This window comes from Haloimpatiens lingqiaonensis (assembly GCF_901447495.1).
In the GTDB taxonomy this organism is placed as follows: domain Bacteria; phylum Bacillota; class Clostridia; order Clostridiales; family Clostridiaceae; genus Haloimpatiens; species Haloimpatiens lingqiaonensis.
The window spans coordinates 51,109-72,691 of the sequence record NZ_CABDWS010000004.1 but is presented as its reverse complement, the minus strand read 5'-3'; the positions used below and the strand labels follow the sequence as shown (position 1 = coordinate 72,691).

Below are 21,583 nucleotides of genomic sequence, written 5' to 3'. Positions count from 1 at the left end.
GTAAGAGTTAAGGATAATTTTTCTTCATTCCATTACGAAAAATTTTAAATTCAAAAGATATGTAGTAAAATTTTCCAATGTGAACTTTTATTATCTGTCTTTTGGGGCTTAACTTAAATCTTTTATTGGCGGTAGCCAAGCTAAATATATAAATATCAGATATCAAATATCAATTAATGTGGATTTTCTTCATTTTATTCAGAAAATCTTTAATTTATAAAAAAGAAAGGGCTGGTCAGCCCGCAGACCGATAGGTTGCAAAAATAGTTATACTTTCACTTACCCCATAAAACCGTAATAACCTTAATAAATAATTTCAAATTGCATTTTTATTTTAAGCTTTAACTAAAAATAGATTATCCCAACCATTTTCTATAATAAGTCTTTTATTATAAATCAGCGGGCTACGCCAAAAAAAACTTTTTAAGTGCTCAACTTCTTACTTTTTACCTTATAGCTTGTTTTACTATTACATTTTATTTAATTAAAGATTTTCCATAACATAGTGGAGGAAACTCTCCCTTAACTCTTACTTTTTACTTCTTACTTTTTACCTCTTACTTAATTCTCACTTTCTCCACAAATTCTAATTTAAGAAATTCCATAGGAATTTCAACATTAATTGATATTTGATATTTGATATTTGATATTTAATATTTGATATTTAATATTTAATATTTCTATATTTTCGCTGGCTATCGCCAATAAAAGATTTTTTAAGCCCTTAAAAAGAAAAGATATAACCACTTCATTTAATGAATCAGTTATACCTTTTCCCACTATATCATTGCTTATATTCAATTAAAGATTTTCCGTAACGCAGTGGAGGAAAATCATCCTTTAGTAGGCTGTTCTCTCCCCGTGACCATATACGCATGACCTGAAAAATCTGCTTTTAATGGAGTGATAAATGTGAAATTTAGGACTATTGAACTAGCCTTAGAACCTCTTTATTTGTCCATTTAAAGCACCGTTAAGAAGTTTTCATTGCTTGAGCGAGGAACGAGTGAGTTTGAAAACTTTAGGGGCTTTAAATGGACAAATATTTAGAAGTTCTTGGCGTATTGTTCACAGTCAAAAATTTCACATTTATCACGGAATTAAAAGCAGATTTTTCCTATTCCACTTCCGTCACAATTTATTTGCGAATTATTTTCCTCATATCTCCTACCATATATAGTGAGCCGCATATAAGAAGCAGATCCTTTTCTCCACAATAAGCTAATGCTTTATTATAAGCTTCCTGGTAATCTAAAAAAGCTTCACAGTTTTTATTATATTTTAAAACTTCTTTCTTTAAATCCTCACTAAGTTCAGCTCTTTCACTGTTTGGAGTTACAGTTAAAACTCTACTTGCTTTTGGAGTTATGACTTTTATCATAGAATCCACTTGTTTGTCTGCCAATATACCTAGAATTAATATTAAATTATCATATTTAAAATATGTATCTATGCTCTCTGTGATATTAATTATACCATCTATATTGTGAGCACCATCTATGACCACCATAGGGTTATTTTTCATAATTTCAAGTCTAGCAGGCCAAGATACATTTTTAAGAGCCTTTTCTATAGCATCTTTAGGTATATTAAGCCCTAAATTTATTAATTCTTCCACTGCATTTATTACTACTGCACAGTTAATTATTTGATGTTTTCCTAAAAGGGATAGAATTAAATTATATGTACATTTTTTAGTATTTATCTGCAGTTTTTGCATTACTGCCTGTACACCATTTTCTTTTATATTTTTTATATTTTCTATATGCTTACAAGAATCCTTACTTACCTTTATAATTCTGCTATTATTTTTACTACATATTTCTTCTATAACCTTCTCTGCTGAAGCTTCTTGAGGATATAAAACTAAAGGCACATTTTTCTTTATTATACCTGCCTTCTCTGCAGCTATTTTATCTAAAGTGTCTCCTAGAACTTGCATATGATCAAAGCTTATAGAAGTAATTATAGTTAAAATAGGATTTATTACATTAGTAGAATCTAGTCTACCACCCATTCCCACTTCTATAACCGCATAATCTACTTTCTGCTCATAAAAATATAAATACATAGCACAAGTTATAATCTCAAACTGTGTTGGATGGTCATATCCCATTTCTATAACTTTATCTACAGCTTCTTTCACCCTACTAATTACATCAACTAATTGTTCTTTAGTTATATTTTCACCATTTATCTGTATTCTCTCTTCAAATACTTCAATATAAGGTGATGTGTACATCCCAACCCTATATCCTGATTCTATTAGTATTTGGTTTAACATAGCTGTAGTAGAGCCCTTCCCATTGGTTCCTGCTATATGTATACATTTTAATTTTTTATGAGGTTCCCCCAAAATTTCTAATAATTTTTCCGTCCTACTTAACCCAAGATTTGTTCCAAAACGTGCTGTATTATTTACATAATCCATTACCTGTTTGTAATCCATATTGTTCTCCCCCTAAACATAAAATACACTCTAATAATATAACATATTTCCCTAATTCTCAATATATATATATTGCTGAAAACAGTAGATAATTTATGAATCATTATGCTTACTAGATTTATATTAGTCCCCACTCCCTAGTCTCCAAAAAGATTAGTAGTATTTCTTAATATTTAGGCAGTTATTTTAGATACTAGACGTATACAGGTTCTAGATTAACGAACTTCCATAGGAAATTAAATATTCATTTTAAATTTTAAATTCTAAATTAAGAAAACAATTTAGAACTTGAAATTCATATGCGAAAGTTTAGTTCTTAATTATATCTACATATTTAGTCTGGCTGCCGCCAATAAAAGATTTTTAAAGTGCTTAAAAAGAAAAGCTATAACTACTCCATTCAATGAAATAGTTACAGCCTTTCTCGCTATCTCTCTTAATTAAAGATTTTCCGTAACATAGTGGAGGAAAATCCTCCTTTCCTAGCACCTAGCACCCAGTACCTAGTACCTAATCTCTTACTTCTTACTTAATTCTTGGCGTATTGTTCACAGTCCAAAATTTCACATTTATCACGGAATTAAAAGCAGATTTTTCCTATATCACTGACTTTACAATTTATGCTTACTTCATTGATTTTAGTGATTCTAGTCTTTCTATAACTGCATTGTACATTTCTTTATATTTTTCTCCCTTTTCTCTTTCTTCATTTACAACAGCTTCTGGAGCTTTGCTTGTAAACTTTTCATTAGAGAGTTTCTTTTCTACTCTTTCTATTTCCTTTTGTAGCTTTTCTTTTTCTTTATTTAATCTTTCTAATTCTTTTTCTACATCTACAAGGTCAAGTAAAGGCATATACAATTCTGCTCCCTTAGTAACTGTAGAAACTGCATTTTCTGCTTCTTCCTTGGAATTCAAGAATACAAATTCTGAAGCTGAAGCAAGTTTTTCAAAATAAATCTTTCCTTCTTCAAAAGCTTCTTTTCCTTCTGTTACACAAGCCATAACTTTAGCTTTCTTAGAAGGTGGTACATTCATCTCCGCTCTTACATTTCTTAAAGCTGTAATTGCTTCCATTATATAGTTCATGTTCTTTTCAGCTTCTGAATCATTAAGTTCTTCACTATATTCTGGCCAATTTGATACAGTTATAGTTTCTAAGCTTTCATCTAAGTGAGTGTATATTTCTTCAGTTATAAATGGCATTACAGGGTGTAGAAGTTTAAGTCCTGTAACTAGAACTTGTTGAAGTACGTTAAATACTACTCCCTTTGCTTTTTCATCCTCACCGTAAAGTACTGGTTTTACAAGCTCTATATACCAATCACAGAATTCATTCCACATAAATTCATAAACCTTTTGTGAAGCCATTCCAAGCTCAAATTTATCTATATTATCTGTAACTTCTTTTACTAAATTGTTCATTCTTGAAAGAATCCATCTATCAGCTATAGTGTAATCCTTACAATCTTTGTATTTTTCCATAAGATCTTTGTCTAAATTCATCATAACAAATCTTGAAGCATTCCATACTTTATTTGCAAAGTTTCTAGCTGCTTCAACTTTTTCTTCATAGAATCTTATGTCATTACCAGCAGCATTTCCTGTAATAAGCATAAATCTTAGGGCATCTGCACCGTATTTATCTATTATCTCTAATGGGTCTACTCCATTTCCTAATGACTTAGACATCTTTCTTCCTTGGCTGTCTCTTACTATACCGTGCATTAATACATGTTCAAATGGTATGTCTTCCATATTGTGAATTCCTGAGAATATCATTCTAGCAACCCAGAAGAATATTATATCGTAGCCTGTTACAAGAGTACTTGTTGGATAGAAATACTTTAAGTCCTCTGATTTTTCTGGCCAGCCTAAAGTTGAAAATGGCCAAAGTGCTGATGAGAACCATGTATCAAGTACGTCTTTATCTTGTTCTAAATTAGCACTACCACATTTTGTACATGCAGTTGGCTCATCTTTAGCTACTATAACTTCTCCACAATCTTTACAGTACCAAACTGGAATTCTGTGTCCCCACCAAAGTTGTCTTGAAATACACCAATCTTGAATGTTTTCCATCCAGTTATAGTATATTTTATCAAATCTCTTTGGAACGAATTTAATCTTTTCATCTTTAACTGCATCTATAGCTGGCTTGGCAAGAGGTGCCATTTTAACATACCATTGTTTTGAAAGCATTGGCTCTACTGTAGATCCACATCTGTCGTGACATCCAACATTATGGCTGTGTTCTTTTATTTTTACTAGGAAGCCTTGTTTATCTAAATCTTCAACCATAGCTTTTCTAGCTTCATATCTATCCATTCCTGAATATCTTCCATAGCCATCCTTTATAGTTCCATCTTCATTCATAACTATTATTTGTGGAAGATTGTGTCTTTGTCCTACTCCAAAGTCATTTGGGTCATGAGCTGGTGTTATCTTAACTGCTCCTGTACCAAACTCTAAATCTACATAGTCATCTGCTACAATTGGAATTTCCCTATTTACTAATGGAAGTATTAAAGTTTTTCCTACTAAATGAGCATATCTTTCATCCTTAGGATTTACTGCAACTGCTGTATCTCCAAGCATAGTTTCTGGTCTTGTAGTTGCTATTTCAAGCCATTCATTGCTACCCTTTACTGGATATTTTATATGCCAGAAATTTCCGTTTTGCTCTTCATATTCTATTTCTGCATCTGAAAGAGCTGTTTGGCACTTTGGACACCAGTTAGTTATTCTGTTTCCTTTGTATATAAGTCCTTCTTCATATAATTTAACGAAAACCTCTTTAACAGCTTTGTTTAAATTTTCGTCCATGGTAAATCTTTCTCTTGTAAAGTCACAGGAAACACCTAGCTTTTGAATTTGATTCTTTATTCTATTTCTGTATTCATCAGCCCAATCCCAAACTTTTTCTAGGAAAGCCTCTCTTCCCATTTCTTTTTTGTTAAGACCTTGTTTTAAAAGTTCTTTTTCAACTCTAACTTCTGTAGCTATACTTGCATGATCTTCTCCTGGAAGATATAATGCACTGTAACCTTGCATTCTTTTAACTCTTATTAAAAAGTCCTGTAATGTATCATCAAGAGCATGACCTAAGTGCAATTGTCCTGTTATGTTTGGTGGCGGCATTATTATTGTATAAGGCTTTTTATTTTCATCTACTTCTGGAGTAAAATACCCCTTTTCCATCCAATTTTCATATATTCTGTCTTCGAATTCTTTAGGATCATAAGTTTTTGCTATATTCTTATTTTCTTCCATTTTATTTTCTCCCTTCCTTTTCGTAATATACTGTTTTTCATCATTCTCCAACCACCAGTACCTAATTTAATTAGTCCCTAGTCCCTAAAATCCAGTACCTAAACTCTATTTACCTAAAATAAATTTGCTGCTAGCATTTTTTATAAATAAAAAAACACTGCAATCCCAAAGGACGACAGTGCGTGGTACCACCTTTATTCTTATAAATAATTTATACTATAAACCAAGCCTCCAGTGCCCTATGAACTATTTTACTCCATAGTATAACTAATATACTGCTTAGACTATAAAATTTATTTAAACTTATTTATAAGCTCTTAAAATTTTTAACGGATTTACCGTCTTTGCCTACTGCTACTTCAGCAAAGAGACTCAGAAGCTACCTTCGAACTAATTCCTATAGAAGATCTTTCAGCCGGTGAATCTTCCTCTCTTAATATTCCTTATGCTCTACTCCTCTTCTTCATAGCCTTTACTTTTTTAATTTTGAATATATTTAACATTATAATACTATTTAACTATATGTCAAGGGTATATTTCAAATTACTACAATTGTTGAACTGCTCACCACTTGCTAACACAAAGATGAAAGCTTCTAGTAAATTGTAAAAGTAAAAATTAAAAATTAAGAGTACAAATCTTTTTAAAATTAACTATAATTCCAAATTTGCAGATAAGAAAAGATAAGAAATAATAAATAGGAAATAAGTAAAAAGTAAGAGGTAATGATAAAACTCAAGGGGTTTTTTATAATTAATTTGTAAGTAACAGTTAAGAAATTCTTACTTCTTACCTATTATCTATTACTTTTTCATTTTTACTTCTTACTTTGTATAATGTAAAGCTTAAAATTCACGTGCAAAGATTGAGTTTAAGTATTTGTATTATATGCAATATACGCTAAAATAATAGTATAATTAAAAACTCATATGAAAATTATTAATATTATAATCATAGAAAATATATTGAAAGGAATGATATACATGCACTTACCAATATCACTTGGAAATTTAGGTTCCATAATTTTTTTAATTAATATTTTGTTAGCTATATTTTTAATCTTTTTTGAAAGAAGAAATCCCTCTACTACTTGGGCATGGCTTCTTATTCTTATATTTTTTCCTATAGTTGGTTTTATTGTATACTTATTTTTAGGTCAAAATTTAAGCAGAGAAAAAATATTTAATAAAAAAATTATTGAAGATAATGAAAAAAGTAAATATCTAAAAAAACTAAGATCCTCTTACAAATATGATATAGATGCCATAGAAAACGTAGACACCATAAGAATGCTTTACAAAAGTTCTGGCTCAATATTTACACAAAATAATCATGTACAATTATATTTTGATGGAAAAGAAAAATTTGAAGCATTATTTAACCAAATAAAAAACGCTAAAAAATTTATACATATAGAATATTATATAATTCAAAAGGATGACCTTGGATTAAAACTAATAGATGCCCTTACTGAAAAAGCTAAAGAAGGCGTGGAAATAAAGTTACTATTTGATGCCATGGGCTCTTCAAAAATAACTAAAAATACAATTAATCCCCTTATTGAGGCTGGTGGAAAAGTTTCCTCCTTTTTTCCTAGTAGGGTTGCCTTTATAAATAGAAGAATAAATTATAGAAATCACAGAAAAATAGTTGTAATAGATGGAGAAGTTGCCTTTTTAGGCGGTTTTAATGTGGGTAATGAGTACATAAGTAAAGACCCTAAAGTAGGTTATTGGAGAGATACTCATATTAAAATAATAGGTGATGCCATAAATGACTTAGAAGAAAGATTTTTACTGGATTGGACCTATGCATCTAATGAGCATATAAATGACTACTCTAAATACTTTATCTCCAATACTTTTAATAAAGATAATGTTGGACTTCAAATAGTGTCCAGCGGTCCTGACCTTAAGGAGCAGCATATAAGAAATGGATATATTAAAATAATAAATCATGCTAAAAATACTCTTTACCTTCAATCTCCTTATTTTGTACCTGATGACTCTATGTTAAATGCCCTTAAAATATGCGCTCTCTCTGGAAAAGATGTACGAATTATGATACCAGGAAATCCCGACCATATATTTATGGGCTGGGCAGCTAATGCCTATGTTAAAGATCTATTAGACTGCGGTGTAAAGATTTACCTTTACAATAATGGCTTTATACATTGCAAAGCCATTATGGCTGATAGCTCCGTGTGTAGTATTGGTACTGCTAATATGGATATAAGGAGCTTTAAACTTAATTTTGAAACCAATGCTTTTATATTCAATAGAAATATATGCAACACTATGGAAAATCAGTTTTTAAAGGATATGGAATATTGTACAGAAGTTACCTTGCAAAGCTTTCAAAGCAGACCACTTTACAGTAAAATATTTGAATCCATTACAAGATTGCTATCACCTATTCTTTAAAAAATATTAATAATCATACATAGGAAAAATCACACTTTAAGAGGTTGTGGCAATAAGAAATTTGTATACAATAAATTGCTTTGAAATTTAGTAACAAACTCAATGTGTTGTAGAATTTATTCTTAGTGCGGCAGCCCCTTTTACATTCTAAATTTTAAATTTAAAACGCTTATTAATTTAAATATATCTCTTTAAATTTATGAGCGAAAATTAAATACTTAAGGGTCATATATTACTGTAGCAAAATATTCTCTTAATTCATACTATAAAACATATCATTAACATATAGGAGGATATATATGCGAAAAAATATTTCTAAGTATTTAATTACTACACTTATTTTTGTTCTTTCTTTTACCTGTCTTTATGGATGTAATAACAAAAATAAAAATTTAACCACTGTCAAATTAAATGAAGTAGTGCGTTCAGTTTTTTATGCCCCTATGTACGTAGCCATTAATGAGGGCTTCTTTAAGGAAGAAGGAATAGACATAAAACTAAGTACTGGACAAGGTGCTGATAAGACCATGCAGCAAGTATTAAGTAAAAGTGCAGACATAGGTTTTTGTGGACCAGAACAGGTTATATATATTTATAATCAAAACAAAGAAGATTATCCTGTATTATTTGCACAATTAACTCAAACAGATGGTTCCTTCTTAGTGGGTAGAAATAAAGAAGATAATTTTAACTGGGAATCTCTAAAGGGAAAAACCATAATAGGTGGTAGACCTGGCGGCATGCCTGAAATGTCTCTTGAATATGTTCTTAAAAATCATGGTATAGACCCAAATAAAGATGTTAAACTAATTACAAATTTAGCTTTCACTGCCACATCCGGTGCTTTTAAATCTGGTACTGGCGATTACGTAGCTCTTTTTGAACCTACTGCCAGTTTGCTAGAAAAGGATAACTCAGGTCACATTGTTGCCTCCATTGGAGAAAGTGCCGGTACTATACCATATACCTGTTATTTTTCTACTAAATCATATATGAAAGAAAACCCTGAAATATTAGAAAAGTTTACAAGAGCCATCCATAAATCTCAGTTATGGGTTAAGAATCACAGTGATAAAGACGTGGCTAAATCCATAAAAAGTTTCTTCCCAGGCAGCGATGAAGAAATTCTATCTAAAGTTATTAAAAACTATAGAGCTACAAATGCTTTTGCAGAAACTCCAGTTATGAAAAAAGAAGACTTAAATAGACTTATGGATATTATTCAATCCTATAAATCAGATCTAATACCTCAAAGACCACCTTTTGAAAAGATAGTCAACAACAGTTTTGCAGAAAAAGTAATGAAAAACACAAAATAGAGATAGTGATGTAATGGCATAGGAAAAATCTGCTTTTAATTCCGTGATAAATGTGAAATTTTGGACTTGAACAGTACGCCAAAAACTTCTAATATTTGTCCATTTAAAGCCCCTAAAGTTTTCAAACTCACTCGTTCCTCGCTCAAGCAATGAAAACTTCTTAACGGTGCTTTAAATGGACAAATAAAGAAGTTCTAAGACTAGTTCAATAGTCCTAAATTTCACATTTATCACTCCATTAAAATCAGATTTTTCAGTTCATGCGTATATGGTCACGGGGGGGGACAGCCTACTAAAGGATGATTTTCCGCCGCTTTGCTATAGAAAATCTTTAATCTATAAATAGAAAAGCGCTCATAATCTTTTATTGGCGATAGCCAGGCTAAATATATAAATAATAAATATCAAATATTAAATAAGGGGCTCATAATATTTTTTAGGCGGAGCCTTTCGAAAAGTTATATGATACTTATTAAAATAAATCTTTCATTATAAATCAGTGGGCTACGTCCAAAAAACTTTTTAAGTGCTAAACTTCTGAAATTTTACCTATTACTTCTTAACCCTTACTTAATTCTCAATTGTCCATTGTCACTTGTCACTTCTTACTTCCTCCACAAATTCTAATTTAAGAAATTCCATAGGAATTTCAACATTATTTGATATTTGATATTTAATATTTAATATTTGATATTTGATATTTCTATATTTTCCCTGGCTATCGCCAATAAAAGATTTTTTAAGCCCTTAAAAGCAAAGGTATAACCACTTCATTTAATGAATCAGTTATACCTTTTCCCACTATACCACTTATTTGATTAAAGATTTTCCGTAACGCAGTGGAGGAAAATCCTCCTTTACTAGCCCTCTAGCCCACTGGCACACTAGCACACTTAAGCCATAAATTGCTCCGCAATTTATGCTTATCATCTTTCGTTGGAGGCTGCTATTTCTTGTTGAGTAAACTGTACTTGGTGAGTTTTTTCCTCATTTTCTAAATTTTCAAAGGCCGTGGATAGCATAAGTTTAATTCTGTTCAATTGATTTACTTCACTGGCACCTGGGTCATAGTCTACTGCTACAATATTGGCACCCTTATATCTTCGCTTTAACTCTTTTATCATGCCTTTACCTGTTACGTGGTTTGGCAGGCATGCAAAAGGCTGCATACAAACTATATTTTTAGCTCCACTTTCTATAAGTTCTATCATTTCAGCTGTTAAAAACCAGCCTTCTCCTGTTTGATTCCCTATGGAAAGTATTTCTCTTGCTCCCTTTGCCATTTTTTCAATGGTAGCAGGCGCAGTGAACCTTTTACTATTTTGTAAAGCTCGCTTCATATGTTTTCTATAGTGTTCTATATATTTTATACCTATTTTACCAAAGAACTCTGCCATTCTGCTGCCTGATAAATATTTTCTTCTATACTGATAATTATAAGCTACATATAGACAAAAATCTGTAAGGTCAGGCATTACTGCTTCTGCTCCTTCGCTCTCTATTATATCCACTATATTATTATTGGCTGTAGGATGGAATTTAACAAGTATCTCACCTACAAGACCTACCCTTGGCTTTTTAATATCCTTTATTTCTAAGTTATCAAAATCCTCAACTATTTCATAAACATATTTATTGAATAACTTAGTATCGCCTTTATCTATAGAATTCTTACATTTTTCAACCCACTTACTATACAACTGGTTAGCAGAACCTTTTATTCTTTCGTAAGGTCTTACTCTATAAAGCACTCTCATAAGCAAATCTCCGTAAACTAAAGCCATCATGGATTTTTTAGCTAGGGAAATATCTAATTTAAATCCTGGTTGTTTTTCTAGTCCAACAAAATTTAATGATATTACAGGTATATGCTCAAGTCCTGCATCCTTAAGGGCCTTCCTCAAAAAACCTATATAATTAGTAGCCCTGCATCCGCCGCCAGTTTGAGATATTATCACCGATGTATTATTCAAATCATATTTTCCTGATTTTAAAGCTTTAATCATTTGACCTACTACTATAATAGAAGGATAACAGGCATCATTATTTACATATTTAAGACCCTCTTCTATAGCTTCATTGTCTACTGCTGGAAGTATTTCTAAATTATATCCTCCACATCTCATGGCCTCCTGTAAAAATTGAAAATGTATAGGAGACATTTGTGGTGCTAATATGGTATGCTTTTCTCTCATTTCTTCTGTAAAGATAACTTTTTCTAAAGCAGTAGATGCTTTCTTTACTTTTAATCCATTTTTGTTTCTCTCATCCATGGCTGCCTTTAAAGAACGGATTCTTATTCTAACTGCTCCTAGATTATTAACCTCGTCTATCTTTAAAGCTGTATATATTTTTCCATGGGCATTTAATATTTCCTGCACTTGATCTGTGGTAACCGCATCTAATCCGCATCCAAAGGAGTTCAACTGAATAAGCTCTAAATTATCCCTTTCACCTACAAAACTTGCTGCAGCATAAAGTCTTGAATGATAAACCCATTGATCTACAATTCTTAAAGGTCTATTTATTTTACCTAAATGACATACAGAATCCTCCGTTAAAACCGCCATGCCATACTCATTTATCAAATTAGGAAGTCCATGATTTATTTCTGGGTCTATGTGATAAGGTCTTCCAGCCAATACAATTCCTTTTTTACCAGTAGTATCTAAATAAGCTAGTACCTCTTCACCTTTTTTTCTTATATCCTCTTTTACCTTTTCTCTTTCAATCCATGCCCTATCTAAGGCTTCATTTATTTCTTGCTTACTTACTTTAAAATCCTTAAACTCATCATATAACCTTTTAGCCAATTTTTTCTTGTCATCTAATGAAAAGAATGGATTCATAAATTTAATATGCTTATCCTTTATAATGTCCATATTGTTTTTGATAACCTCTGCATAAGAAGTTACTATAGGACAATTGTAGTGATTATCTGCTCCATCTATTTCTTTCTTTTCAAAAGGTATGCATGGATAAAATATTGTATTAACTCCTCTATTTATAAGATCCATTATGTGACCATGTGCTATCTTAGCAGGATAACAAACGGATTCTGATGGAATAGTTTCTATGCCCATTTCGTATACTTTTCTAGTTGAACGACAGGATAGTTCCACTCTAAATCCTAAGCCTGTTAAAAATGTAAACCAAAATGGGTAATTTTCATAAATATTAAGAACCCTTGGTATTCCTATAACTCCCCTTTTAGCCTCTTCCTTCTTTAAAGGAGCATAGGAAAATGTTCTTTTATACTTATAATCAAATAAATTTGGAAGCTTTTCTTTCTTATCCTTTATACCTGCTCCTCTTTCACATCTATTTCCTGATATAAATTCTCTTCCATCTGAAAACTTATTTACAGTGAGCATACAGTTATTTCCGCACAAGCCGCACCTTCTCATTTCCATTTCACATTTAAAATCTTCTAATTGGTTAGCTTTTAAAAGAGTACTTTCTCTGCCTTGCTGGTATCTCTCCTTAGCTATAATTGCAGCGCCAAAGGCACCCATTATACCTGCAATATCTGGTCTTATAGCCTCTCTTCCTGAAATAAGTTCAAAACTTCTTAAAACCGCATCGTTATAGAAGGTTCCTCCTTGGACTATAATATTTTCTCCCATTTCTTCTGGATTTCTTATTTTAATTACCTTTTGAAGAGCATTCTTAATTACAGAATAAGAAAGTCCCGCAGATATATCTCCTACAGAAGCTCCCTCCTTTTGTGCCTGTTTAACTCTTGAATTCATAAATACAGTACATCTTGAACCTAGATCCACTGGGCTTTCAGCCTTAAGAGCCTCCTTTGCAAAATCCTGTACAGACATATTTAATGAATGTGCAAAAGTTTCTATAAAAGAGCCACATCCTGATGAACAAGCTTCATTTAACATTATGCTGTTAATAACACCATCTTTAATTCTCAAGCATTTCATATCTTGTCCACCAATATCTAGTATGAAGTCTACTGATGGTAGGAAAAATTCTGCTGCCTTATAGTGAGCAACTGTTTCTATTTCTCCTATATCCACCTTCATGGCAGCTTTTATAAGTCCCTCTCCATATCCTGTTACAGTAGAATTAACTATACAGGCTTCTTTGGGTAACTTACCATACAAATCCTTTAATATATTTATTGTGGAAAGTAGTGGATTACCTCCATTGCTTCCATAGTAAGAATAAATAAGTTGTCCCTCATCACTTATAAGTGCCGCTTTTGTAGTGGTAGAACCTGCATCTATTCCAAGAAAACAATTTCCACTATACTGACTCAAATCCTTTCTTCCAACCCTAGTATATTCATGTCTTTTTCTGAACTCTAGTAATTCTTCCTGATTTAAGAAAAGTGGTCTTAATCGGTGAACTTCCTGCTCACCTTTAAATTCCTTATTTCTTAATTTATCCATTAAATCTTCAGCTAAAATTTTCTCTTCTTCTTTAGATGAGATAGCTGCCCCTAGCGCTACAAATAATTGTGAATTATTTGGAAAAATCACCTGTTCATCCTTTAGATTTAAGGTTTCTATAAATCTATCTCTTAGACCCTTTAGGAAGTACAATGGTCCTCCAAGAAAAGCCACATTTCCTCTTATGGGCTTTCCACAAGCAAGTCCACTTATAGTTTGATTCACTACTGCTTGAAATATAGACGCAGCTATGTCCTCTTTTGCTGCTCCCTCATTTAAAAGTGGTTGAATATCTGTTTTAGCAAAAACTCCACACCTAGCAGCAATAGGATAAATCACCTTATAATTTTCCGCATACTTATTCAGCCCCATAGCATCTGTTTGCAAAAGTGCTGCCATTTGATCAATAAATGCACCTGTACCCCCTGCACAGGTACCATTCATTCTCTGCTCTATACCCGAATCAAAATATGTTATTTTTGCATCCTCGCCACCAAGTTCAATGGCCACATCTGTATTTGGTATGTGTTTTTTTATAGCTTTAGTACTCGCAACTACTTCCTGTATAAATCCTATGGATAGCCATTTTGAAACACCCAACCCTCCAGAGCCAGTGACCTTTATAGTTATGTAACTATTTTTAAACTTAGCATAAGCTTCGTCTACAACATCCACTATTGTTTTTTTTATGTCTGAATAATGTCTTTGATATTTACTATAAACTACTTCATCTTGTCCATTTAAAACTACTAATTTAACTGTGGTAGAACCTACATCTAGACCTAAATGAAACATTTTTTTCATAATCATCTTCTCCATTATTTACTATTTTACATTTATTTCTTTTATATCTATATATTATATTTATCCATGATTATATCATTTTAGTACACACATATAAAAATTTCAACTTTAAGAATCTAATGCTTTAGTTAAATTTTTAGGATATTTTAATATGGTTTTACATTATCACTATTTATCATAGTGAATATCATTAATAATCAGTTTAATAACTCTAGAACATGCTTCTTCATATGTAATATCTTCCTGTGAACTCTCCACCAATTCCTCACGCTGAAGTGGTGTCTTCTTGTTTAAAGATACTACAGAAAAAACAATATAACACTATAACACCCTTTTTCATATACTAAACTATGTAGGGGGTGTTATAAATGAGCAAATTGCAAATTCAAAATATATACATGAATTATCATACATTAGAAAATGAAACTAGTGCTTTAGTAGATATAAGTTTTAATATAGAAGAAGGAGAATTTCTAAGTATAGTAGGTCCCTCTGGTTGTGGTAAATCTACCTTATTAAACATAATATCCGGACTTCTTCCCCCTTCTTCTGGAAATGTACTAATTAATAATAAGTATATAAGTAAAGCGAAACCTCAAATAGGCTATATGTTTCAAAAGGATAATTTATTTGAATGGCTAACAGTGTGGGATAATGTTATTTTAGGTCTTAAAATTAAAAAAAACATCACAGAAGATAATCTAAAAAATGTAGAAAACCTTCTTCATAGCTATGGATTATGGGAATTTAGACATCATCATCCAAAACAACTTTCTGGAGGTATGAGGCAAAAGGTAGCACTTATAAGAACTCTAAGCATTAATCCTGAAGTTTTAATACTAGATGAACCTTTTTCAGCTATAGATTATCAAACCAGGTTAAATCTAAATGATGAGGTTTTTAAAATAATACACAAAGAAAAAAAGACTACTATAATGGTCACTCACGATTTATCAGAAGCTATTTCTATGTCTGATAGAATACTTATTCTATCCAAACGACCTGCAATAATTAAAGAAATTATTCCAGTAGAATTCGAAGAAAAATATAATTCTCCTCTTAAACGCAGGGAGGCACCTAATTTTAGATACTACTTCAATACTATATGGAAGGAGCTAAATTCATGATGGAATACAGTGATGAACACAAAAAATATATACAAGCCGTAAAAAAAAGAAAACATAAAATTATAATTGTAAGAATATTAATCCTAATTTTCTTTTTTGCCCTTTGGGAAATAGCTGGTGATTTAAGATGGGTTGATCCCTTTTTAACCAGCACCCCTTCTAGAATGGTAACTAGTTTAATAAAAATATTTAAAGAAGGTACTTTGTTTAAACACATGGGAGTAACTTGCCTCGAAACTATACTGGGTTTTATCTTTAGTACCGTACTAGGAACATTTATAGCTATTCTTCTCTGGTGGTCAGATTTTGCCTACAAGGTTCTAGACCCCTATTTAGTAGTTTTAAATGCTCTGCCTAAAGTTGCCCTTGCACCTATAATTATATTTTGGGCTGGAAATGGCTATGGTTCTATAATAGTAATTGCAATTTTAATATCCATAATAGTCACCATAATAAATGTATTGGTAGGCTTTAAATCCATTGATGAAGACAAAATCAAATTGCTCCAAACCTTTGGCGGAACTAAATTTCAAGTTTTAACAAATTTAATTCTTCCAGCTTCTGTACCAACTTTAGTTTCTTCCCTAAAAATAAATGTAGGGCTATCCTGGGTTGGTGTCATAATGGGTGAATTTCTAGTAGCTAAGGAAGGATTGGGCTTCTTAATAATTTATGGTGGGCAAGTTTCTCAACTGGATATGGTTATGATGAGTATTATAATCTTATGCATTCTTGCTTATGCCATGTACGAAGTGGTAGCTATTTTTGAAAAAAAACTCAACAAGAAAATTTATTAAATTATGTAAACAAATGAATATTTTTATAACCTCATGGATATTAATGTAATAACTAATATTCTAAAATTTAAATAGATTTTTTACAAAAGTATTCTAGGAGGTATATTAATGAACTACTTTCAAAAGGGTAATGAGCTCTACCATACCCAAAATTATAAAAAAGCCATAGATATGTATAAAAAATCTGCTAATGAAAAAATCAACGAAGCCTCTTCTTTATATAATGTAGCAGTATGTCTTATTAAATTAAAAAATTATAATAAGGCCATTTCATTTTTATGTTGTGCCATAGAAAAAGATGCTCAAAGTAAATATTTTTTTAATTTAGCCTACTGCCACTCAATGTTAAACAACAAACAAAAGGCTCTCCTATATTTTAATACCGCCTGGGCCTTAAATCCTGAAGATACCGACTGTGAAAAAGCCATAAATTTCATATTGAATCAATATAAAAAATAAACAGAGCTCTTAGCTTCAAATGGAGTTTTTACTCCATCTGAAGGTTAGAGATCGTTATCCAGGGACGTAGCTGCCGTTAACTCACACTTTGTTAGAAGTGGGAGTATTACGGCAGGTAGTCATCGGATAAAAAAATTAGTTGATCAGTTTTATCCCTTGAAACTATCAACTAATTTTCATTTTCCTTAATAATCCATCAACTGCCCCCTAATCGCTGGCACTCTAATATCTAGCACCCTGGACCTCTGGTCCCCTAGCCCTCTAGCACTCTAGCACTCTAGCCCACTGGCCCACTGGCCCACTAATTTTGCCATTCTCCTGCCACATTTGCATCTGCATGATCTATGGAAAATCTATTGCTATCAAAATAGTCCCCACCTTTAGCAAAAGTGGTATCTACATTTATCCATCTGCCCTCTTCCTTCAGATAAACTTGATTCCATGCATGTCCAACCCAACTTACTCCATTAAAGCCTCTGCCTGTTATCATTCTAACCTTAATGTTGTTTGCTCTGCACATGGCCACATATAAGCAAGAGTAATCAAAACATATGCCTTTTTTCGTATAATAGGTTGGTATGGCTCCAGACTTAATGTCGTATATATTCTTAAACACCTTTTCAGCCTTCTCATTATCATAAGCTATATTTTTTCCTATCCAGTTATAAATTTTTTGAGCCTTTTTCTCATCAGTACCATAGCCAGCAACTAAATTTCTGGCAAAATTATCTATATCCTCGTTAGATTTTATTCCTTCCTCCAATGTTATACCATTATAATATACTATTGTCTTACTAGTATTTTTTACATTTGAACTGTTGTATTTTTTGTCATCTGGACTATTATCATCTTTTATAACTATTTTAAAAGAATTATTAACTATATTAGGAAGCTTTTTTGCAACTTTAGAACTATTTATAGGTATTACTATAGCCTTACATATACTGTTATAGTATTTGGAATCTGCCAAATAGCTGTTTAAACCAGGCTTTATATTTACTATAGATAAAAAATTCAATAAGAAAGTCAAAAATATAACATAACATATAGCTCTAGGTATTTGAAATATTGCACCTAAAACTCTTCTAATTCCATTGCCCTTTTCCCTTATTTTCTTTTCTATGCCATCAAATATAGGATAAACAGTTATTTTATTTATTCCTACAATTATAAACATAAATAAATTGTGGATAATAAATACTGATATTGGAATTGCCACTAAATAAACCACTATGGGCTTTCTCATAACATACATTTTAGCTTCCTTAGGAATAAGCTCATATATACTTTTATATATTCCTTTATTGTGATTAAAAAATATATTTTTCATCCAATATATACCTAAAATTATGGATATTAAAAAAGAAACATTTGTTTCTACACCATTTACATCTTTTTTTAAATTCTTTGAAGAAAATTTCACTATGAAGCCTTTTAAAATAGGATATATAAAAATGGCAAGAAGTAATATATTTATAGGGTTAATATTCCTAATAAAATTTTGAAAAAACTCCCTATACACTCTATAACCTCCCATCCCGCCTGCTATAGTAAGCAGTATTCTATATATATTATTAATATTGATTCTTAACCACTCAACTTTCGCATATAAATTCTAAGCTCTACACTACACAAGGTAAAAAGTAAGGAGTATTACTTACAAAACCCCTAAACAATGTCACTTAATACTTTTTTTATTTCCTCATAAGAATATCCTCTTCTCATTAAATAGGAAGATAATCTTCTAAATATCTTAATATCATCACTTTCTGATTTACATATTATTTTATATCTTTTTAAAGCCAATTCTTTAAGCTCTTGATAACTTTCCTCCTCATCTTTTATAATTATATCCTGTTCTTCATTAAAGCTTTCCTCATTTGTAAATACATCTAGCCCTTTACTAAAATTCTTTTCACCTTTTATAATTCTATATTGTTCATTATTAAAATTTTCTTTTTCATTATCCTTTTGCAGATTTTTGTAACCATCTAAAATCTCTGAATTTCTCAATTGTTCTATTACACTATTTACCATATTATAATCAAACCCTCTTCTTATTAAGAAATCGCAGATTTTTTTATATATTTTATATATATTTTTTTCCACTTCTTTTTCTGTTTTAATTAAGGTTTTTAACTTCCCCTCTCCCAATGTATATGCTCTTTCATATTCATTTTGGCAGCTTATACTATATAATTTTTCAATTATGGAATCTTCATCTATACCCTTTTTTATAAGATCATATTTTATCTTATTCTTTCCGTATTTATTCATGCGATCTTTTATAAAAGCTTCAGTGTATTTATTATCATCTAAAAATTTATACTCTTTTAAAAAGCATATTATTCTATCTACAACCTTATCTCCATATTCCTTTTTATATAATTTATCCCTAATTTCTTTTTCTGTTTTATAGGTCTTTTCTATTACCTTTAGAGAGTAATTTTTGCCATTTAAATAGTTATCTTCCTCCACCACAGATTTCAAAAATTCTAAATCTACCTGCTTGCCTTTCTTTAAATCATAAGTATAAACTAATTCTGCATTACATCCAAAGGCAAATTCTTCATTAATATATATATTAACTCTATTTTTATCCCTTTTTTGTACTTCTATCTTTGTTATTACAGAATTCACTAATTCTCCTCCTCGCTTAATAAAACCTGCACCGTTGGATTATTAAACACTTCTCTGGCTACTCCATATATGTGTTCTTTAGATATATTATTTAATTCTTCTATATGTTTTTCAAACTCATAAATATCCTCTTCTTCAAGAACTTGTCCTAAAACATAGGAGCATAGTGCAGTGGAATCTTCTATAGTTGCTGCTATAGATGTCTTTAGTATTTTTCTCATTAAATCTATAGCTTTACCATCAAATATTATTTTTTCCTCTTTTACATCATTTATACATGAGTCAATTATTTTTAATGCTTCATCCACATCTTCTCTAGCTACAGATGTATATATGTATAGATTTTTTACTCCCTTGGTCAAATCTAAATTAGTATACACATCATATGCCAGTCCTCTTTTTTCTCTTAATTCTCTAAATAATATGGAATTTGAACTCTCACCAAATCTATGGTTTAAAATTTTTAAAACTAATTCTTTATTTTTTTCTAAATGGTGAAAAGTGTACAAATACATTATAGTACTTTGTTCCATATCATTTTTAATTACAAACTCCCTTATGGGATTATTTTCCTCTATAACTATTTCTTTCTTTTTTATACTTTTCCTTCTCCAACAGTTAAAATATTTTCCCACTAAATTTATTATTTCTTGGTGCTCATAGGAAGACACCACTACTATACAGCAATTATTTGGCACATAATAGCTTTTATAGTAATCTATAAGATTTTCTCTTGAAAAATTTTTTACAGTCTTTTCTTCACCAATAGTATCATATTTAAGTGGACTGTGCTTAAAAGCCGTATAATTTATAGCTCTAAAACTAAAGTCCTCTATATCATCGTTGCTTGTCCTTATTTCTGCTAATATAACTCCTCTTTCCTTTTCTAATTCCTCTCTATCAAAGTTAGAATTTATAGCCATATCAGATAAAAGCTCTACAGCTTTAGGTAACTCCTCACAAAGGGATGTTACTGTATAAACAGTACTTGTATAATCAGTATAGGCATTATACTCTCCACCTAACTGCTCTAATTCATCATTTAATTGTTCATTATTTCTATTATCAGTGCCCTTAAAAAGCATATGTTCTATGAAATGACTTAATCCTCTTTCCTTTTCCTCTTCATATAGTGAACCTATTTTAACTGCTAAATTAACACTGGCAATCCTAGTATTTTTCTTTATACTTATTAATTTTAGACCATTATCAAAAATAGTCTCCTTAGTATCGAAATATTTCTTCATACTTAAACTCTATTCTCCTTTTTATATACTTCTAAATAAAATCCTCACCAAATAGGTAAGGATACAACTATTATAATTTATATATACTCAAATTAAAAGGGATGAGCCACCAAAAGTTTTAGTGAAATCCGCCCTTTAATATTAAAGGTTAATTCAATTATAAACAGAGCTCTTTAAATTTACTTTATCACAATTTTATGAAAGTTAGCCATATTATAATAGTATAAATATTATTTGGTGAAGTTTAATCAACATTATTGCTTTTTCTATACTGATATTCATTACTTATTAAACTTACAAGATCATGGGTAAAATTAGATCCCCTAGAAATTAAAATTGCCGTCAATATTTTACCTACTCCATATCTCATATTTACACCAAAAAAATCAATAATGTCTATATTGCTCACAAATACTACCACCAAAGCTATAATGATAGTACCTACTCTATCTTTTGATACCTTTCCCTTAACCACAATATTTTTCAATGTTTCCCAGACACTTTCTATTATAAAAGCCATAACTATAAAAATATATCCATTCATTACTATCTTTCCTTTTACATTCTTATATATAATATATATTCAATTTGCGTAATAATATGAACTGTTGTTACTAGTTGACTTGAAAGATTTTC

General features: G+C 30.8%; 13 protein-coding genes and 1 other annotated feature. Of the genes, 5 read left to right on the top strand and 8 right to left on the bottom strand.

The annotated features are described in order from the left end of the window. Nucleotides 1–618: 618 nt before the first annotated feature. From FGK85_RS01645 to FGK85_RS01635, 3 genes are all read right to left on the bottom strand, one after another. Nucleotides 619–801: a hypothetical protein gene (locus FGK85_RS01645; RefSeq protein WP_138203141.1), complete on the bottom strand. Its 183-nt coding sequence runs from the start codon at nucleotides 799–801 to the stop codon at nucleotides 619–621. 337 nt (nucleotides 802–1,138) lie between these two features. Continuing rightward, nucleotides 1,139–2,449, bottom strand: coding sequence for a bifunctional folylpolyglutamate synthase/dihydrofolate synthase (locus tag FGK85_RS01640; RefSeq protein ID WP_138203139.1), 1,311 nt, complete (start codon nucleotides 2,447–2,449; stop codon nucleotides 1,139–1,141). A gap of 624 nt (nucleotides 2,450–3,073) precedes the next feature. Then, entirely contained in the window at nucleotides 3,074–5,722 is a 2,649-nt protein-coding gene (locus FGK85_RS01635; RefSeq protein WP_138203137.1) for a valine--tRNA ligase, read from the bottom strand. A 165-nt stretch (nucleotides 5,723–5,887) separates the two neighbouring features. Further along, nucleotides 5,888–6,198: a binding site (T-box leader), on the bottom strand. Between the two features lie 507 nt (nucleotides 6,199–6,705). On the opposite strand from FGK85_RS01635, the gene cls reads away from it, so the two are divergent. Continuing rightward, complete coding sequence (cls, locus tag FGK85_RS01630; RefSeq protein ID WP_138203158.1) at nucleotides 6,706–8,145, top strand: cardiolipin synthase; 1,440 nt, start codon at nucleotides 6,706–6,708, stop codon at nucleotides 8,143–8,145. 299 nt (nucleotides 8,146–8,444) lie between these two features. Beyond that, on the top strand, nucleotides 8,445–9,464 hold the full coding sequence (locus FGK85_RS01625; RefSeq protein WP_138203135.1) for an ABC transporter substrate-binding protein: 1,020 nt from the start codon (nucleotides 8,445–8,447) through the stop codon (nucleotides 9,462–9,464). Between the two features lie 926 nt (nucleotides 9,465–10,390). Here the strand turns inward: FGK85_RS01625 and FGK85_RS01620 are convergent. Next, complete coding sequence (locus FGK85_RS01620; RefSeq protein ID WP_138203133.1) at nucleotides 10,391–14,677, bottom strand: 2-hydroxyacyl-CoA dehydratase; 4,287 nt, start codon at nucleotides 14,675–14,677, stop codon at nucleotides 10,391–10,393. A gap of 368 nt (nucleotides 14,678–15,045) precedes the next feature. On the opposite strand from FGK85_RS01620, the gene FGK85_RS01615 reads away from it, so the two are divergent. The 3 genes from FGK85_RS01615 to FGK85_RS01605 all read left to right on the top strand — a co-directional run bounded on the left by FGK85_RS01615 (nucleotide 15,046) and on the right by FGK85_RS01605 (nucleotide 17,060). Then, nucleotides 15,046–15,804: an ABC transporter ATP-binding protein gene (locus tag FGK85_RS01615; RefSeq protein WP_138203131.1), complete on the top strand. Its 759-nt coding sequence runs from the start codon at nucleotides 15,046–15,048 to the stop codon at nucleotides 15,802–15,804. Beyond that, complete coding sequence (locus FGK85_RS01610; protein ID WP_138203129.1) at nucleotides 15,801–16,601, top strand: ABC transporter permease; 801 nt, start codon at nucleotides 15,801–15,803, stop codon at nucleotides 16,599–16,601. The genes FGK85_RS01615 and FGK85_RS01610 overlap by 4 nt, the downstream gene beginning before the upstream one ends. A 108-nt stretch (nucleotides 16,602–16,709) precedes the next feature. Next, on the top strand, nucleotides 16,710–17,060 hold the full coding sequence (locus FGK85_RS01605) for a tetratricopeptide repeat protein (protein WP_138203127.1): 351 nt from the start codon (nucleotides 16,710–16,712) through the stop codon (nucleotides 17,058–17,060). A 301-nt stretch (nucleotides 17,061–17,361) separates the two neighbouring features. On the opposite strand, the gene FGK85_RS01600 is transcribed toward FGK85_RS01605, so the two are convergent. From FGK85_RS01600 to FGK85_RS01585, 4 genes are all read right to left on the bottom strand, one after another. Continuing rightward, nucleotides 17,362–18,582 (bottom strand): transglutaminase-like domain-containing protein, encoded by a 1,221-nt coding sequence (locus FGK85_RS01600; protein WP_243122774.1) that lies wholly within the window; start codon nucleotides 18,580–18,582, stop codon nucleotides 17,362–17,364. A 146-nt stretch (nucleotides 18,583–18,728) separates the two neighbouring features. After that, complete coding sequence (gene recX, locus FGK85_RS01595) at nucleotides 18,729–19,700, bottom strand: recombination regulator RecX (RefSeq protein WP_138203123.1); 972 nt, start codon at nucleotides 19,698–19,700, stop codon at nucleotides 18,729–18,731. Continuing rightward, a complete protein-coding gene (locus tag FGK85_RS01590) occupies nucleotides 19,700–20,947 on the bottom strand; it encodes a M16 family metallopeptidase (protein ID WP_138203121.1) in 1,248 nt (415 codons plus the stop codon). Before FGK85_RS01590 ends, recX begins: the two co-directional genes overlap by 1 nt. A gap of 244 nt (nucleotides 20,948–21,191) precedes the next feature. After that, the gene (locus FGK85_RS01585) at nucleotides 21,192–21,491 is read right to left on the bottom strand and encodes a hypothetical protein (protein WP_138203120.1); all 300 of its coding nucleotides are present in this window, start codon (nucleotides 21,489–21,491) and stop codon (nucleotides 21,192–21,194) included. Nucleotides 21,492–21,583: the final 92 nt, after the last annotated feature.